The organism is Candidatus Uabimicrobium amorphum, assembly GCF_009002475.1.
GTDB classification, from domain to species: Bacteria; Planctomycetota; Uabimicrobiia; order Uabimicrobiales; family Uabimicrobiaceae; genus Uabimicrobium; species Uabimicrobium amorphum.
This window is the reverse complement of record NZ_AP019860.1, coordinates 1,899,866-1,918,100: the sequence shown is the minus strand read 5'-3', so window position 1 is coordinate 1,918,100 and position 18,235 is coordinate 1,899,866. Positions and strand designations below refer to the sequence as shown.

At 40.4% G+C, this 18,235-nt stretch carries 12 protein-coding genes; 2 read left to right on the top strand and 10 right to left on the bottom strand.

Annotated elements, in window-relative coordinates:
• Positions 1-223: 223 nt before the first annotated feature.
• The gene (locus UABAM_RS06720; protein WP_151967239.1) at positions 224-940 is read right to left on the bottom strand and encodes a PEP-CTERM sorting domain-containing protein; all 717 of its coding nucleotides are present in this window, start codon (positions 938-940) and stop codon (positions 224-226) included.
• Positions 941-1,277: 337 nt separating this feature from the next.
• Positions 1,278-4,763, bottom strand: a complete 3,486-nt coding sequence (locus UABAM_RS06715) for a WD40 domain-containing protein (protein ID WP_151967238.1) — start codon at positions 4,761-4,763, stop codon at positions 1,278-1,280.
• A gap of 140 nt (positions 4,764-4,903) precedes the next feature.
• On the opposite strand from UABAM_RS06715, the gene UABAM_RS06710 reads away from it, so the two are divergent.
• A complete protein-coding gene (locus tag UABAM_RS06710) occupies positions 4,904-7,108 on the top strand; it encodes a serine/threonine-protein kinase (RefSeq protein ID WP_151967237.1) in 2,205 nt (734 codons plus the stop codon).
• 497 nt (positions 7,109-7,605) lie between these two features.
• Entirely contained in the window at positions 7,606-8,550 is a 945-nt protein-coding gene (locus tag UABAM_RS06705; RefSeq protein ID WP_151967236.1) for a bifunctional helix-turn-helix transcriptional regulator/GNAT family N-acetyltransferase, read from the top strand.
• A gap of 211 nt (positions 8,551-8,761) precedes the next feature.
• Here UABAM_RS06705 and UABAM_RS06700 read toward each other — a convergent pair whose 3' ends face one another.
• From UABAM_RS06700 to UABAM_RS06665, 8 genes are all read right to left on the bottom strand, one after another.
• Entirely contained in the window at positions 8,762-11,026 is a 2,265-nt protein-coding gene (locus tag UABAM_RS06700) for a serine/threonine-protein kinase (RefSeq protein ID WP_151967235.1), read from the bottom strand.
• A gap of 187 nt (positions 11,027-11,213) precedes the next feature.
• The gene (locus UABAM_RS06695) at positions 11,214-12,203 is read right to left on the bottom strand and encodes a hypothetical protein (protein ID WP_151967234.1); all 990 of its coding nucleotides are present in this window, start codon (positions 12,201-12,203) and stop codon (positions 11,214-11,216) included.
• Positions 12,204-12,306: 103 nt separating this feature from the next.
• On the bottom strand, positions 12,307-12,771 hold the full coding sequence (locus UABAM_RS06690; RefSeq protein WP_151967233.1) for an NUDIX domain-containing protein: 465 nt from the start codon (positions 12,769-12,771) through the stop codon (positions 12,307-12,309).
• Between the two features lie 14 nt (positions 12,772-12,785).
• The gene (locus UABAM_RS06685; RefSeq protein WP_151967232.1) at positions 12,786-13,739 is read right to left on the bottom strand and encodes a PH domain-containing protein; all 954 of its coding nucleotides are present in this window, start codon (positions 13,737-13,739) and stop codon (positions 12,786-12,788) included.
• Between the two features lie 80 nt (positions 13,740-13,819).
• Positions 13,820-14,284 (bottom strand): hypothetical protein, encoded by a 465-nt coding sequence (locus tag UABAM_RS06680; protein ID WP_151967231.1) that lies wholly within the window; start codon positions 14,282-14,284, stop codon positions 13,820-13,822.
• Positions 14,285-14,294: 10 nt separating this feature from the next.
• Positions 14,295-14,807 (bottom strand): hypothetical protein, encoded by a 513-nt coding sequence (locus UABAM_RS06675; RefSeq protein ID WP_151967230.1) that lies wholly within the window; start codon positions 14,805-14,807, stop codon positions 14,295-14,297.
• 33 nt (positions 14,808-14,840) lie between these two features.
• Positions 14,841-16,142 (bottom strand): phosphoglycerate kinase, encoded by a 1,302-nt coding sequence (gene pgk, locus UABAM_RS06670; protein WP_151967229.1) that lies wholly within the window; start codon positions 16,140-16,142, stop codon positions 14,841-14,843.
• A 9-nt stretch (positions 16,143-16,151) separates the two neighbouring features.
• Complete coding sequence (locus UABAM_RS06665) at positions 16,152-17,843, bottom strand: SpoIIE family protein phosphatase (RefSeq protein ID WP_151967228.1); 1,692 nt, start codon at positions 17,841-17,843, stop codon at positions 16,152-16,154.
• Between the last annotated feature and the right edge of the window lie 392 nt (positions 17,844-18,235).

The following is an 18,235-nucleotide window of genomic DNA, read 5'->3' as shown; positions in this document are numbered from 1 at the left end:
GACAACCTGTTTGTTTATTGACGAAATTTTTTTGTTACTTCGCAGTTGGGTAAATATTTCTTAGTTTTTTGAATACTATTGGAGCCAACGTTTGCATGATAGAAGAACATTGATTGTAGATGATGTGAATTTTGGCGGGAACAATCGTGTATTTGGTAGACGAAACTAATAGGAGATACCAAATTTTTTGATGTCTCCTATTAGATGGGCATTATGAGGTCTTTTAATTCGTACTTTCTTTCGCATACACTGCTTTCTTATTTTTGTAAAACCAAGCACCTACTGCCAATACAAATAGCAGTATGTATGTCGATGGTTCTGGCACAGCGGTACCCACGACGACGTCGTCAATGACAAAGTTGTCTGCCGCATTTCCTGGGGCATCTATGTGTGTTAATGTGACAGAGTTAAACGGATTACTATCGGTAACGCCAAAAAAAACGTGTAGCCCATTACCCCCGGTAAAGGTTGATCCTGTGATGGTATCCGTAACCTGACCAGTTCCTCCATTAGGAAAAAAGGCTGTTGCGTCGAGAAAAGTAATGCCTGTGTTCGTAGTTAATCGAAAGGTTCCTGGAGCATCAAACATGTCTCCGATGGAGAGTCCAAAAGAATTTACTTCTTCTGAAAATGTAAAGGTAATAATTCTTGTTGAATTGTCATTACGATTTACTCCTCCCTGCAAAGCTCCACTTGCGGGGGCTGTTCCGAAACCGTTTCCTCTAATATTGTTTAGCGCATTGATATTCACTGATTGAGAAGAGTTTGGGTCATTGAATGTAGGTAAATTACCAGATTCAAAATCGATGGTGAAGGTTTGTTGATCGGATATTTCATTTGAAAATCCAACAAAGTCGTCAATAAAGATAATCTCAGCAAAAACTGCTTGGGGTAAGACAAACAGAAGCATCGAAATACATAGTATTTTTGGTATTTTCATATGTTATCTTTCAAAATCTAGATTTGATGTTGAGATTATATCAGGCGTGTGATGAATTAGAAAATTTGTTTCGTTCTCGTGTCATCCTTGCGAAAGCAGGGATCCAAGTTAACAAATAAAAATACCAAAAATAAGAAGAAATATTTTTAGAAATAAGAATTCTTTATTTTTTACAGCTTTCTAATTTTATTCGTGGATCCCGCATCAAGTGCGGGATGACACCTAGCGTGTGTTTTAAAATCTGTATATTTCATTAATTGATGACAGCCCCTAATTATATTTTCATTGTACAAAGAGTTAAGTGAATAAGCAATCGAAATGTCAGTTCTTACAAATTCTATTCGCTAGCGAAACTTTCCTTCATAATCTCAAAAAGGTACAAATACGCCTGCGAATGGCCACTCAAGTAACCAGATTCTAGGCATACTGCGTGACTAAGTGGAGCCGGAAAGTAGCTCATTTTTCCCTCGTCGCACATCACAAGAGTGCTTTGTGGTTCTTCTTGTACCGCGTGAGTACCACTGACTACCGTACACGATTTCCATTTTTGAAATAGTTGTTTGTTGCTTTGGAATTCGAGTTGCTCTTCGCGTCGTTGTTTTTCCCAGAGCCAAACAGTAATGTCCGTATCTAGTGTAGCGAGTTGTTCGTCATCAATCCAAACCGCGTCGAAGGTTTGGGGGGCTGTGCGCAGAGTACAAAATATTTTGGCCTTCTCTACGTCCCAAATTTGCACGTGACCGTTTTCTAGCACAGAAGCGACATGCGTTCCCTTGGGATGCCAGGCGATGGTTCTAATTTTGGTGTGTTGTTCTTCAAAGGGAATGGTGAATTGCGCCACTTTGGGATTCCACAAACGAATTAAGTGGTCGTCGCCGCCGGAAATTAAATCATTGTTCGCTGTCCAGGCAACGCAGCCGATTTTCCCATCCGCGCCTTCTAAACAAGAGAGTTGCTCTCCGCTTTCGATATCCCAAATACGTATGGTCTTGTCCTGGGAAGCAGAAGCCAAAACGTTTTTTTGCGGATGCCATTGTACGTCGTTCACGACATTGGTGTGGTTGCGAAAAGTGGCGGTGCATTTTTCTTTGGTAAAATCCCAAATACGTACCTCATTGTCATGTGCTCCAGAAGCCAAGTACAAGCCATCATGACTCCAAGACACGGAAAAAATTCGTTCGCTGTGACCACGAAGAACCGCAACACATTGTTGTTCTTGCCACTTCCATATATTGATATTGCGGTCTTTTGACGCAGAGGCGATCAAATCATCATCCGGATGCCAATCGACACAGAAAACGCCACCTTTGTGTCCCTCTAAAGTCGCAATGATTTCTTTTTTGTCCAAGCTCCATACGCGTACCTGACCGTCGCGAGAACCACTGGCAATATAGGAACCATCGTGACTCCATTTTACGGAACTCACACTACCGGTGTGGTCCCAATTATGGATCTCTTCTCCTGTTTGTGCATTCCATATTTTGACACAACCATCTTCGGCTGCCGAAGCGAGGTAATTTCCTTGTGGATGCCAGTTCACACTATTTACTTGGTGGCGATGTTTTAAGGTAAATAGGCATATTTCTGTTTTGAGATCCCAAATTTTTACGCTGTGATCTTGTCCGGCAGAGGCGGCTTTGTGTTTGTGTATGTGAATTTGTTGAATGGGTTTACTGTGACCGCGCAAAGTACTCATGATCGCCGAGTCCATCCTCTGGGGCAACGGGCGCAAACTGCGCAACCATAACTTTCGCGGTGTTATTTCGCGACGCCATTTCTCGGCGAGTTTGTACATTTTTTCTACAGAGGAAATTTCTAGTTGATAGCGTTGCGCCAATTCGGGACAGTCATGCCAATAACAGCGATTCCACAAACAATGAAAAATACTCTGTGGTTGTTGTTGTAGGAGGTGAAAGTCTATTTCTAAAGCCTTGTACATTAGACGTATGGTGTTTCTATCTACGCAAATATCAGGAGAAATTTCTACACGACAATTTTCGGGAACGGCAACAACTTGATTGTCCAGTGCTAAACGGAAATCTTCGCGTAAGCCCTGTATGAGGTTACGTTGACCTTTACCCTCTAGGAACACGATGGAGGTGAGTAGTTTTAGCAATTCGGAGTATTGCTCGCTCCACTGAAGTTGATAAGGAAGTTCATCTAATGAGCGTACATAATCAAGTCCTTTGTGAGAAAAATAGGTTGCCAATTCTTCATGCATACCACGCATTTTTTGTTTGCCAATGCGTGCTTTTATCGTACGCTCAAACTCAGGGTGGAAAAAGTTTAGAAAGCCACTGCGGGTAATAATAAAGTTACTCAATGATTTACTAATAGGCAAAAGCAAGTCATCACCTATTTTTAGAATGTCTTGTAGTTCTTTTTCCAAAACACCGGTTCTACCTGCGGCAATAAACCCCAGGTACTTTTCAAAAAACTCTTTTGCCGAAACACCGACACCCGTCTTGTCAAATTTTTGCTGATATTTCTCTTCTAGGCGATTCAATATTTGATGAAATAAAGCATCGACAGTCATGGCCAACTGCGCTACCGAAGTTCCCGAAGCGCGCAATTCATCAAGTCCCACTTTTAGATAAAGAGGGTTACCCGCACAATTTTTTTGTAGTATTTCGCGATCTTGTTCATTGTATTGTAATTGGTGTTCCTTCATGTAGTTGTCAATGATTTGAGCAATATCGCGCTCATGTAAAACTTCCAAGTGTTTTGTTTGTACAAATGGGTAGGTGTTAAGAACCTCTAGAGTGTCCACTGGTCTTGTGGTGACTACGACGCGGATATTCTGTGGTAAATTGCGTGGTAGCCAGAAAAGAGAGCGACCGTCTTCTTCTACCTCGTCAATACCATCGATAATGAGGAGTAGTTGCTTGTCATAGTTTTCCAGCGCTTCTTGCAGTTGGTTGCGCAGAGATTTTATTTCACTTTCCGGTTCTTCAGTAATGATTTGGTTGCTGTGTAGTTGGTCAACTAGAGACAATAGAATTTCTTTCACTTCGCGTGCCCCACCATCTATACTTAAAAAATGCGCGATACGCACCATGTTTTTTTGCTCATCGATGTGGCGCATAAACTTACCCATTAGAGCCGACTTCCCCGTTCCAGCGACCGCGTTTACCACGAGATAGTTGGCACGTTCTTCGCCGACCGCAAAGTTGCACAAATCTTCAATATCTTTTTGGCGACCCACGAAGCCTTTGAGTTTTTCCTCTATAAATTCATCTAGTGCTTCTAAACGACTGAGTTGTTCTGCGGTAACAATAACGTCAGGTGGAAACTGAGCGTCGACAGTTTCGGTGAATTTTTGTTCGATGCACTGCATGAGTTGTTCTAAACTATCACACTCAAAGATCGTCTCTTTTTTGCTGCGCAAGAATTCCTTGAGTTTTTCCATGGCCTTGATGTCTTCCTCGTTTTCGTCTTCGATATCTTGAAATGAAGTGAAACAAAAAAAACGGTTTTCGCGGGGGATCGTCGCCAGAGCTTCTTTGATCTCCATTTCGGTCATCGAAATATTGATGGTATTTTCTTTTCCATCGGCGCGGTAGGGAGGACGCCATCCATAGCGATTTCCCAAAATCCCGATAAAATAGTCGCACTGGCGTACCATGCGTATACACCACTCGACAATCGGTTCATCCGAATGGCGATCGCGCCAGCGCAAATCATAAGGGCGTATGGTCAATGATCTTTTGAGGATCGTACGTTCGATGGTTTCAAAAATATTCGCCAAGCGATCACGGGTGAGTTCTAGATCTTTAAAGGTAGAAGACAGAAACACCTTGAGTATTTTCCAGTTCGTTTTCATAAATTTTCCCCAACATAACCACGGAAATAGATAGTTACAAAGATACTAGCACGCAATTTGTGTCTTGTAAAAGAGATTTTTTACCGTAAAATAAAAAGTCAATATTTACTATCGCTGCTACCTATTTTAGAAAGAACCCTGTGAAATCTCCACAACAAGATTCAGATAAAACAACGCGTTTTGATGTGAAAAAAGGCTTCTATGCCCGTGAGCAGGATGCCTATTCTTCTTTAAACAAAGGAAGTTATTTTGGTCGCTATTTGATCAATCGCGAACTCGGGCGTGGTGGTATGGGAATTGTGTACGAAGCCTACGATCCGCAAATGCAAAGAGTCATTGCATTGAAAGTCATTATGAACAAAGATTTGGGAGACAGAGAACGCTTTCTAAAAGAATCGCAAGCCGTTGCGCAATTAAACCACGCGAATATCGTCAGATTTTATGAATTTGGCGATTTTCCACAACTGCATTTCACGATGGAATACATTCATGGTTTACCTCTGTCAAATTTGATTAAAGACCGACGCATGAAGCCAAATTTTTTAGTGACGATTTTGCGGCAAATCTGCCAGGCATGTGAACACGCACATCGTAGTGGAATCTTACACCGCGACATAAAACCTGCCAATGTTATTGTCACAAAAGAAGGGCAGGCAAAGTTACTCGACTTCGGACTGGCAAAAAATATTCATGCCCAAGACGATTTGACAAATACAGGAGAGGCGCTGGGAACTGCTTATTATATGGCACCTGAACAGTTGCAAGGTAACCCCAACAAGCGCAGTGATATTTATTCATTTGGGGCAACGCTTTATGAAGCGTTGACGTGGCGCACGGTGTACCAAGGAACTACTAACATAAATATTATTGTACAGATCTTAGAAAAACCTCCTATTCCTCCCCATCAGTTGAATCCCGAAGTTTGTCCTTATCTCGAAGCCATTTGTCTTAAGGCTCTTTCGCGTAATCCAGCGCGGCGCTACGAAAGCTTCCGGCAATTAGACCAGGAATTAAAGAATTACCAACACAAACGTCCGATACTCGCGCGAAAATACACCAAATGGGACACATTATCCACCATGATCAAACAACATATGTTGTTATTTAGTTTTCTTGCCATTTTCATCACAACGGTCTTTGGATTTAGTGTATTTTTAGTGATTGCATATGAAAAATTGGAAAGTAAAGAAGCGCAACTACAAACGACGAATCAAGAGTTGAAGCACTTGAATCGCGCGATGATCGAAGCGCTGGATTATGCGCGTCATAGTGAAGATCACCACGAGTTGTTTTTCGATATGCATTTCTTGAAACCACTCAAGAGAATTTTCCAACAATCTTCACAGTTAAAAACCGCAAAAGAATATGAATTTCTCCGCGGACTAGTGCTTGGACAGACCGGAGACAAAGAAGATATTCGCCAAGCGATTATTGACTACAATAATGTGATTGCGAAAGACCCTGGGTCACCGCTTAGTTACTATAATCGCGCTCTACTATACGAAAAGACAAAAGAGTACCCCAAGGCTCTGGATGACTACAACACCTCTATCCGTCTTAATTCTGGATATGCACGCGCATTCTACAATCGCGGTAGAATACACGAAGAGCTAGAAGACCATAACGCAGCGATTGCTGATTATACAAAGGCTCTGGCTTTGAATCCGCGTTTTTATCAGGCGCATCACAATCGCGGTAGATTGTATATGGTTGCTAAAGACTATGCACAAGCAGCGAGTGATTTAAAAAAGGCGATCGCTCTCAATGGCGAGTATCATCGTGCGTATGCAACACAAGGTGAGTTACTCGAAAGGCAAGGTAAATTAGACGCGTCCATAAAAAGCTATTCTACGGCAATTAGTATCAAACCGAGTATTTATTATTATTACATCAATCGTGGTTATGTATACCGACTACAAAAACAACTGTCTTTCGCACTTCGCGATTACCAACACGCTATGCGCATTGAGCCAGACAATTACCTGGCTTATACCGCGACGGGTGTCATATATCAAATGAAAAACAATAGTGCAAAAGCGGTGCATTACTACACAAAAGCTTTAAAATTGAATTCACGCGATGCCAACACGCGTTTATCACGAGGTATTCTTTTTCAATTGGCGGGAAAAATGGATAAGGCGCTGAGTGATTACAGCAGAGCTTTGCGCGACGATCCCCAAAATGCCGAAGGCTATTATTTACGTGGGGGATTGTACATACAAAAAACTAAATTCAGGCAAGCATTGAGCGATTGGAAAAGCGCTGTAAAATTGGGGCATGTGGAATCGGCGAGATTGCGCAAAGAAATACCCCAGTTGGAAGAGGCGATCCGTCAGCAAAAGTAGGTTAGGATTCGTTTAAGATTAGGGGTTCTTTCTTCGGATTGGTGCCCTCACCATCGACTTGTAGATTTCAGCTTCGTTGAAAGCAACAAGTCTCATGCCTCTCCCACGGGAGAGGCGTAACACGTCTAAATTTGCTTCCATTTGTGTTATGTTGTGCTGCCGCATACACCGCCGTATTGTATAAAGATAGTAACGCTGCACCTAGCATCCCGCAACTCAAGTGAATTTTGTTTTTTACAAAAGAGACGCATTACGCCTCTCCCTGTGGGAGAGGCATGAGAATTAAGGCTTTTAGCGAAGCTAAAACCTTAAATTCGATGGTGAGGGCACCAATATGAAAACGAATTCCATCCCTTAATTCACCAGCAAATATCAACCTTCCAAAAATTATTCAATTTTTTCTTGACTAACTCTGTAGTATATTATGTAATTAGTTACGTAATATACTAATTTAATTTGCAGAAGCACTGATACCACGCACATAAAGGTGAATAAAAATGGACATAATGAATGAACTACATGTACTTGCTTTAGGGAGTCGTTTAAAGAGATTAAGTGACTGCATTATGCAAGATGTTACCACTATCTATAAAAAACAGAATGTAGATTTTGAACCGCGGTGGTTCACTTGCTTTTATACTTTGTATCATTATTCACCGATTGCCGTTACGGAGATCTCAAAGAAATTGGGGGTGAGTCATGTTGCGGTCAATCATATGTTGAAAGGTTTGCAGAAAAAAGATCTTATCTGCTCACAAACGGGCAAAAAAGACAAGCGCAAACGCATGATATCCCTGACGGAAAAAGGAAAACAGCTATACCCTAAATTACAACCCATATGGCGAAATTTAGAGAGCAGTGTTCATAAGTATATTATGGAAATTGAATACGATGTCATTGATGTTTTAAAAAGAATGGAGGAAAGCATGGCCCAGAAAGGTTTAGTGGAAAGATTTTGCGAAGAGGAAAAGCAAAGTCAGCTTGATTCAGTAAATATAATCGATTACAAAGCGCAGCACAAAGATTATTTCCGTGATATAAATCTGCGTTGGATTGAAAAGTACTTCCATGTGGAAGATCTCGATTATCAGGTTCTTACCAATCCTGAAACAGAAATACTTAAATGTGGAGGCCACATCTTCATGGCAGAATACAACGGTGAAATCGTCGGAACATGTGCGCTGTTAAAAGAAAGTGAAGATTGTTTTGAATTGGCCAAAATGGGAGTTGATGAAAAGGCTCAGGGAAAGCAAATCGGAAAAAAACTTGCGCTTGCGGCAATAGATCGCGCAAGAGAGTTAGGAGCAAAAGCGGTGGTGCTCGAAACAAACTCCAAGTTAATTCCCGCAACAAATCTCTATCGTCGTTTGGGTTTTGTGATGGATATGAACAAGCAAGGACACTACCAACGCGGTGATGTTATGATGCGTTTAGAGTTATAGATGACCGTACCCAACAGCTCGCTGTTGTTTTATTAAAATGAAACTACTTCAACTTGCTGTTGGGATTGTACAACTTGGTCGTAGAAAGTGTTGTACAGTTATCACTTACGGTCAGAATTGCAAAGCCATTTTGTTTTGTAGTTGCAGAGAACAAAGTGGAATCAATTCCACTTTACCGCATCATAAACAGTAGTGTCATTGTACAAAGTCTTTATTTTTTTGCGCGTAAAAGTACAGAAACAATAGACACTAGGACCATTTGCGAAATGAAAGTGCTAAATATTTTGTTGGGTGGTAAGTTTGGGGAGAAATATAAAATTGTTACTCCTAGGGAAGCCAACACAAGCACCTGCGCTGCGAAAGCTTCTTTCCATGTGTATGGTATTAATATGTTAATGAGAGCTATCCATAACACAGGTGGAAAAATACCAACAGCGGGAAAATCATCAGGGAAATTTGCTAAAAATATGCCAATAAAAAGTAAAAAGCACCCTGTAATCTGAAAAATAATACTAATGCGTATGTTGGCAGTAAAACTCAATTTACTGCGGTAAAAACAATAGCAAAATGTCCCAAAAAAAAGGGCGATGGATATGCGTAATTCGGTGGGCACCTGATTTAAAATGATATCGCTCATTGCTTCATCTTCAAAGGGCATCAGCACGAATTTTATGACGAGAACGCACAGGAAAAACAAACTTAACTTGAAAAGTTTTTGCGCGATATCAAGTCCTTTTTTAAGACTCTTGGCATTTTGTATTTCATCGTATAGTTTGGTTTTTTTGGTATTTGTATCATGTAATTTTTGCAAAAGAGTTTCGGCTAAGTTAAATTCTTCTCTGTTCATCGCCGCACGGGCATGCTGCAAACACGCCTGTTCTCTTCCTTTTTGTGCTACGGTATTTTCACTCCATAGCTTTAACGCCTGTTGAAAATCAAAGTATGCTTCTGTAAACACATCATAGGCATTTGCATCTGTTATTTTACACTGCGAAATGTTTTTCTGTGCCTGCTCTGTGAGCAAAATACTTTTACTGTGCTGTAAGTAGTCTTCAATATCCTTTTGCAAAGAAAGCACATTTGGGTAACGTTTTTTTGGAGACGGATCTAATGCCTTTCGACATATCTCCACGAGTTTTCGTGGAGCTGTTTCCGGAAATTCGGGAATCTTGCCCTCTCCTGCGGAACAGAAAGTCAAAAAAATAGTCTTTGCGCGATGTGGAGCGTGCCCAGTCAAAATTTCGTATAAGATAGACCCTAGTAGGTACACATCTGTCCACGGTCCAATTTCGCTTCCTTTGCCGTTTGCCAACTCAGGAGAGAAGTAAATAGGTGTTCCCATCGGAGTGGTTACTTCGTCTTTGTGTGGAGCAACAGATGATTTTATCATACTTACGGAAACTCCCCAGTCCATCACTGTTATTTCCCCAAATTGCCCTATCATGATGTTTTCAGGTTTCAAATCACAATGGATAATTTCTTTGCTATGTGCAAAAGCAATGGCATTGCATACCTGGAGTAAAATTTGTAAATTCTTTTCGACGTTATACTCCTGTATGATTTTTGCCCAAGAGGTTCCTTTGATGAGTTTCATTGCAAGGTGTATTTCGTCGTTTTGTTGTTCAAGGTCATACACGGGAACAATATTTGGGTGGTCAAGGTAAGCGGTGGTCATGGATTCCGATAGAAACATATTTTTTTTATCTTGTTTGTTTTTGAGAGTTGCAATGAGTTTTTTAATGGCAATTTCACGTTGAAGGTTGTTTTGATAGCCCTTGAATATAACGCCCATACCTCCACGCGCGATTTCTGTATCGCAAGAAAATCGCGGTTTGTTTAGATGACCAGGTACCACTGTTTGGTCATTGTGAAAGGTTGTTCTATCTTCATTGTTATCTGAAAAGAAATTTACATCAATAGAGCGCTTGCCTTTGTGAGTTAATGACGGGTTTTTCACATCATCTGCATAAGATTTCCATAACTGTTGTAAATCATCTGCTTGTGCACAGATCGTTTCATTGTTACTCATTGCTTGGTCTTCGACAGAATGTTCTACAATAACTGTCGGTGAATATTGATCCAATTGTGAAGAATCCGTGATTGTGATGGAACTTGACAGCGTGTTTTTTATCGTCTCGGCGTTGAGGTCCACTTGCTTGTTGCGTAAAACGTTGCGGGCTTGTGATATGTCATTAAAAAAAATTTTGTGTGTATAACAACCATGGATTTTAAATATATTGATGAGATGTTCGTCAACGCTTACGATCGAGAGGTTGTCACAACAGCTATTTGTCATTGTTGCAAAAACTTTTAGCGCACCTGGGCTAATGTGTACGACATTTTGCATGTCAAGTACTACGGCAAAATAGTTTTCTATGGTTAGTAATTTATGTAGATACGTGTTGATAATGAGTTCGTTGAGACTACTTTCGGTAAAAGTAACGATGAGAATACCATGTTCTGTTGTAACTTGCATTTTCTGTCCTACACTAACTTTGTTTTGCTGTGAATAACGTTATAAACAAACCGCATAAGTTTTGTTGGGATAAGAATAGTATTGGTGTGGCTAAATAGGCAATGTTGACGCCCATTGAGGATAATTTTCGTATCCTTATGGGCGATTTTATTCAGTAAAATAGTTTTTCTATGTTGTTTTTAAAAAACTATTTTCCATCTGGAGTGAATAGGCGGTAGTAAATTTGTGCTTTTACCCACCAAGGTTTGGGAGCATTTTTGCGTACTTTACACCGCAGTGCAAATTGTACTAATCCCGCCGCTTTGTTGATGGCTGTTGGATTTTGTGAGTTGCAGTATACCTCACCGGAAATGACAGATTCACTATAGCCATCGCCTTTTCCACCTACGGTGTAACGCGTCATATGGCATCCTGTGGCGCTTTGATCCGAGATATAAATGGTGACAATTCTCTCTGCTAAAGTACCATAACTAGTTCCACTAAATTGAATTGGTTGCTCAAATTGCGTTTCGCCTCCCCAGCCACTGATATGTACAGGGAAATCCTCTGTGGAATCTGTAACGAGTTGCAAGAAAATGCGTCCTTGCAGTATGTTACTTTTTTGTAGGGCATCTGCAATAGAGCTTGCTTCTACCTTGGCACTTTGAAGTACCATAGCATCATCACCAATACGTGATACGTGCCAGGTGCGTTGCAGACTTTCCGATTTGACTTGTGCGTAGCGAATATCAAAGTTGTCATACGCAAACTTTTGTTCTTTTTGTGCCCCGTTTCTTACGGTAAACTGCTGTTGTTGACGGTCATAGCCAACGATGGTATATTCTGCTGCAGAGTCCGCGTGGTGTACATAAACTTGTAGGTGATAACCTTTTGCGAGAAGTGCTTCGAGTAAACGAACGTTGTTTGTACTCGAAAAAGAAGAAAAATTTCCATTGAAGTTGCTACGGTCATCATTAAAAATAGCTGGCAACATAGCTTTGTTCATGTTGGCACTGTAATTGTAAGCTTTTGTTTCTGTACTGCTATCATGTTCATATGTGATGTAAGACGTATCTCCCAGGTATTCTTGCCACACATCCATTTGTGGGAAATTCTTTACACTAAAATGAACTTTAGGAAGTTGATCAGCAAAAAGCGAAGACAATAATACCAACAACACTAAATAAACTCTGGTCATATAAGTACCCCTTAAAATTGGACTTATCATTTTGATTTTGGCATATTATAGCAAGTTAATAATTATCATGGTATGATTTTTTGTTACTTGTAACAATTTGAATTTAATGTTGTTGTAAAAACTCGTCGATAACAACATCTAAAGAGGCAAAAAATTTGCTGGTGTCTTTACTCCACTTGCAAAGTTGTTCTCGCGTTACAATTTCGCCAAGCCCCTCTAAAACAACCTGTGGTCTAACAATTTGCTTTGCTAACTCTTCGAAGACCTCGTCAGTTAAAAAGCACGTGAACACAGTGATTTCGTAGGTATTAGCAAACTGGTTGCCATGTAGACGAAAATTACGCCATAATTTGGGTGTTATTTTGATGTTGTCTAAAACGAGTTCTTCGGCGAGCTCTCGGGCAATGGTTGTCTCGCTATCTTCGTCATCATCGCAAGCACCGCCAAAAAGAGAAATACAACCACGGCACTCTTTTAACGGATATGTATCGTCTTTGCGTTGTATAAAAAATTTTGAACAACTGTTGTTGGTGATAATGATCGCAGCACCGTTGTGTATTTTTTGCATTGCAAGTTCCCGAATTATTGGTTGTATTCTTCCTTCATAGACTCAAGCTGTTTTTCCATTTCGGCGATCTTGCGCCGTCTGGTGTGTCCGTATTCGCGTTGTTCCATTTCTTTTAACATAATTTTTTTTGTTTCTTCGGGGTCGGCGACTCCGTAAAGAGAGTAAAAACTGGGAGCTCGCGGAATGGTAACACTGCGTCCACCGCCAACGGAAACGGTCATCGTGGGTCCCATCGGAAGTTTTCCTTCGATTCCCATCGCCGCAAAAGCATGGTCACTTCCTGTCCCCATGCCCGAAGCAGATATGGGAATAATGGTACCGAAGTCGAAGATGCGCCCCAAGACACCTTGTTGGATAATCATATCGTCTACTTTGCTGTACATCGTGTCACGTTGTTTGACGCTGATAAACCCAAAGTGTACGAGAATACGTCGGTTTGTTAGATAGTATTTGTGGCTTTTACGATAGCTATTACTTGTGCACAAACCAATAAACCCTACGATCATCAACATGTGATTGGCGAGTTCCTTTTCAGCGAACAGTTGTTCCGAGGCAATGGGAAGTGGAAAGTAACTGTAGATAAAAGCGGCTACGGAGTGTATGTAGTAGGAGCTGTAGATAAATCCTTTTATACTTGCGGCAATTTGATGATGATGATAGGTAAAAACACCGCCTAGGATAGAAAGCAATAGGCCTAAACCTAACCATGACCAATTGATGCGATAAAAGGACAAGATTAACGATGGAAGCAATAAGCAGCCAGCCCATACACAGAAAAAAAGCTGCGTAGAAAATTTTTCTCCCAAAGGAAGATAGTAAATCCATTCTTCGACATGTCCGCGCATTGCAATAAAAGCAATCCCTACGCATGCAATATACAACCAATTGAGATAGATATGTAGCATGGACAGAGGATGTGGGCATGTCATTTTGAGTATTTTTTCGTTTTCGAGTAGTGAAATAGACATAACATTTCCCAGAAAATTTACGCAAACAGCCCTTGTAATTCGTCTACAAGGGCTGTTTGTGAGTATGATTTAGTATTTGTTTATGAATTGCGCTCTTTGATCCGCGATATGTTCTTTACATTTTCGAGTGCCACATTACGGATATCTTTGAGGTAACCTTCGTTGAATTCATCGTCATCGGGATCAATCTGTTTCGCGAGCGCTTGGGCGTCTTTGAAATCTTTTTGGATATCTAGTGCTGCTTGTAAACTGTATTTTTCAATAGACCGAGCTAAATCTGTCAACAAGCGCGTTTCTAAATCCATCAAACTTTTGGTAGAATGTAGTCTCAAACGTTCTATTTCGCGATCCGCTTTTACATCGATTAATCGTAGTACGTAGTCTTGCGCTTTTTTACTAACTTCTACTTTGTACTTTTTTTTGTTTTTCCACGGTATTTCTTTTTCTCCTTTGGTAATTTGTCTACCCAAACTCTCAAAGAAGTCTCTTTCAGAAAGAGAAAGGTCTTTTCCCGTGCATTGGATTGATAAACTATTACTACTCATAGCAACTCCTTTACAGTCCATATTTTCTGCGAATTTTTTGATACAAACCGTCTAACAATTGTTCTCGAAACTTTATTTGTTCTAGACTCATTTTTGCTTCGCTTAGTATCGTTTGTTGCTCTTGAGCTAACTCGCGCATCTGCATTTCTTCTTCTAGTTTACTGCGAATGGCTTCCTTTTTCTTACCCTCATCAAAATCCTTCATCTTTTGTAGGTTGGCTTGGATAAGTTTTTCTAGCTCCTCTTCTTTGATTCCTTTTTCAATCAGTTCGCGAAAGAAACCCAAAGTCGCGGAGTTGTTTCCGAGAAGCGCAACATATTGTCCTAAAATTTCGTAGTTGCGCCTACGACGTTCAATTTCTTTTTTTCGTAACCACCATCGAATCAAATAAAATGGAAAGAATATCGTTCGAAACAAAAATTTAGCAACAATGTTGTCTCCGCGCTTGGCGATGGTAATAGGCACCATTATAAAGAAAAATATTGCCAACAATATAAGCAACTGTGTTGTTTCACTAAACATGGCGAAAGCCTTTGCTTTTCTGTGAAAAAATGTCTAACTAGCCTTATAACTTTTTTCTAGTGCCGCAATACCGGGCAAATCATTTCCCGCAAGTATCTGGATGAGAGCTCCTCCAGAAAGGCTGACATAGCTTAATTCACTGGGTAGTGTATCAAACTTACTGAGCATTTGTCCTGTATCTCCACCACCCATAACCGAAAAGATTTGTTTATTCTCTTTCAGTAACTGCAAAACTTCTTGTGAACCTTTTGCGAAAAGTGGATTGATATCAAATGCGCCAATGGGTCCTTTCCAGTAAGCCATGTTGCTTTCCTGCAATACTTGTTTGTACTTAAGGATGGTTTTTTCTCCTATGTCAAGTACTGCACCTTTTTCTCGTGCTTCTTGTGGAATTTCATCAATAGCGTATTCCACGCGTTTTCCATCAATTAAGTATGCCACATCTTCGGGCATTACAAAAACATCGGGATGTTTTTCCATGAGTTTTTGTAAAGTTTCTTGATAGTCTAAGGTCGATTTTCCTTTGGAATCTTTTTTCTCTAAGGGAACGCGACTTGGTTGCCCTAAGTCGTAGCCATTTATTATTAAGCAAATAGAGGAAAACAATCCGCCAGGAAGAATTTTACTCACACTTTTGTTTTCTAAAGCACTTTCCATGAGCTGAAAATAGTCTTGTATTTTCGCTCCACCAAATATAAACGTAACACGTCCATCACCTGTTTGATTTTGTGCCAATAATTCTTTGATTTTCGCAGCGCCTTTTAACTCTTTTTCGACGGCAAGACCTGCCATATTGGGAACTTTCGAAAAACCAACAATGGACATATGTGCGCGGTGTGCCACGGAAAACCCATCGAGTACATAGTGACTAACACCACTATCGAGTAAGTCCAGTACGAATTTTTGCTGTGCGAAATCGTCTATACTCATTTTTGCTGTTTCATTTTTCAGAAAACGCAAGTTTTCTAAAACAAGTATTTCACCTGATTGTAGATTTTTAATTGTGTCTCTGGCTGCGTTGTTTAAACCTTCGTATTCGCTATCGTAAGTATTACCCGGGCATATCATTTTCGGCACACTGGGATTTTGTTTTTGCAGCATAGAAAACAATGGGCCAAGAGATACAAAACTAGTTTCGCCACTGCGGCCGTTGTGAGCACCGACCACCACTGCCGCACCATAGCCTGTCAGTTTATTAATTGTCTGCAAAGCTTGCTCTATTCGTGATGTTAACGGCATCTCTCCGTTTTCGAGAGTGGTGTTGGTGTCCACGCGTACAAATACTTTTTGGTTTTGTAACTTATCTTTGAAATCTTCTATCGTATGAAACTGCATTTTATTGTTCTACTTTCTCTTAATAGCAACCATCGTAATGTCATCACTTTGTTCGCCATCTTCGATAAACTCGAAGATATCGTTGTATATGTTGTTGAGAATTTTATCTACGGAAAGTTTGGCATAGTCTACGGTGAGCTCTACCATTCGTTCTAGACCGAACATTTTACTGGAATCGTTATTCTTCATCGATTCCGTAGTTCCATCTGTGAACAGAATAATGACATCCCCCTTGTCAATGGTGAGTTTTTGTTCTTTTAAGTGGGTGCTCACTAGGGAGTGCTTCAAACCGAGAACAACACCTCCGGCTTTAGACACTGTGCATTTACCTTCTTTGGCAACGTAATGGATAATGTGTTCGTGCCCTGCAGATGTAAATTTAAAATATTTGTTTTTGGAATCCCAAAGCATCAGAAGAAGACTCATGAATCGTCCTGTCCCTTTGATATCCTTCTCCAGTAAACGGGATAATTGATCCATAATTTCTTTTGTAGAGCTGTAAAATGGGTTAAGAGCACGGATAAAGGAACGCACTTCACTCATGATAAGACCCGCAGCAACCCCTTTTCCTGCAACGTCTCCTACGCTTACAAAAATATCATCGGTTACTTTGTCCGGTGGAATTTCGCGGTAGAAATAGTCAAAGTAGTCCCCGCCGATTTCTTTTGCACTCTGCATGAGACCATATAGTTCAATGTCGTCGCTTTGTGGACGTTCTTTGGGAAGTAGACTGCGTTGTATTTTTGTCCCAATGATGAGTTCTTGCTCGTGGGCCTTTTGTTTTTCTTTTTCTTGTTGTCTCTGTATATTTTCGAAGGCAGAAGCCACTTGTGTGACAAATAACTCCAGCATTTCCGTTCCTTCGCTTTGTGAAGATAGGTCGTCTATAAATAAGATTCCCAGCGGATTTTCTGCCAAAGAAATGGTCAATAAACAACCTTTATCCCACATGGAGGGGGTTGTCAAAACTTTAATGACTTGTGCTTTTTCTTCTTCGGTCTTTACATTGAATTTACCGCTACCTTCTTTGAAACTCATCTGTCCTTCTTGACGCATGGCAAGAAACGCATGGTTACTGCCCGCAATTTCGCATGCTTCCCTAACAGTGGTGGCACACAACTCTTCATATGTTTGTGTATGGAACAACGAAGGGGTAATAAACAAAACACGCTGTACGTTATTTTGTTGTTTTTTGATCTTTTCCATCGTACGTAGCTGTTCGCGGCGTAGGTTCCATGCCACAACTAAGTTACATGCAGTTTGCATCAATTCTTCTTCGCTAAAAGGCTTCTTGATGTACAACCACTCATCTTGAGATTCGAAAGAATTTCTAACTGCTGCTGAAACATCTATGCTAGTCTCATCTGTAACAATCGCGCACAACAATGAAGGGAAAATTCGTTTAATTTCTTCGATGGTATTGATTCCATCCATTTCGCCTTTCATACCTACGTCGAAAAATCCCACAGCAAGATCTTGTGCATTTGTTTTGGCTTCTAAGGCAGTTCTTATTGCCGCTTTACCTGACATTGCAGGGTATACCGCATAGTTTTGATCTTGTGATGCAGAGCTCCACTTTGTTGTTATAGATGGTCCGAGTTGATTGGCAGAATTAGAAAGTACCTTTTTGTATAATTTTAAAGTTTCCTCTTCGGCATCAACGCAAATTACATTCATGTTCCAGGTATATTCACTGTTCACACCACATTCTCCTGATAAGGTTTCTATATTATGATTTTATGATAGCACAACACGTAGGTAATTGCTAGTACAAATATGATGTGTTCTACGAGTAAACAATCCCGATCCTGATCCCGATCCCGATCCCGAAATACAAAGATTTTTCCATCTTTGCGCTCAAGTAAAAAAAATTCGGGCTCGGGCTCGGGCTCGGGTTCGGGCTCGGATTCAAATGACAATATTTCATATGTGTGGCTTACATAGTGTATGTTAACTACCAAATTCGTTGCGGCAACCGTACCAAACTTTACGCAATGATATTTTATTAATTACTTTAAATACTTTAAGATACAGGATATAATGATGATACGGGTTGGATTTCTAGCTCTGTGAAAAATTAGGAGTGTTTATAG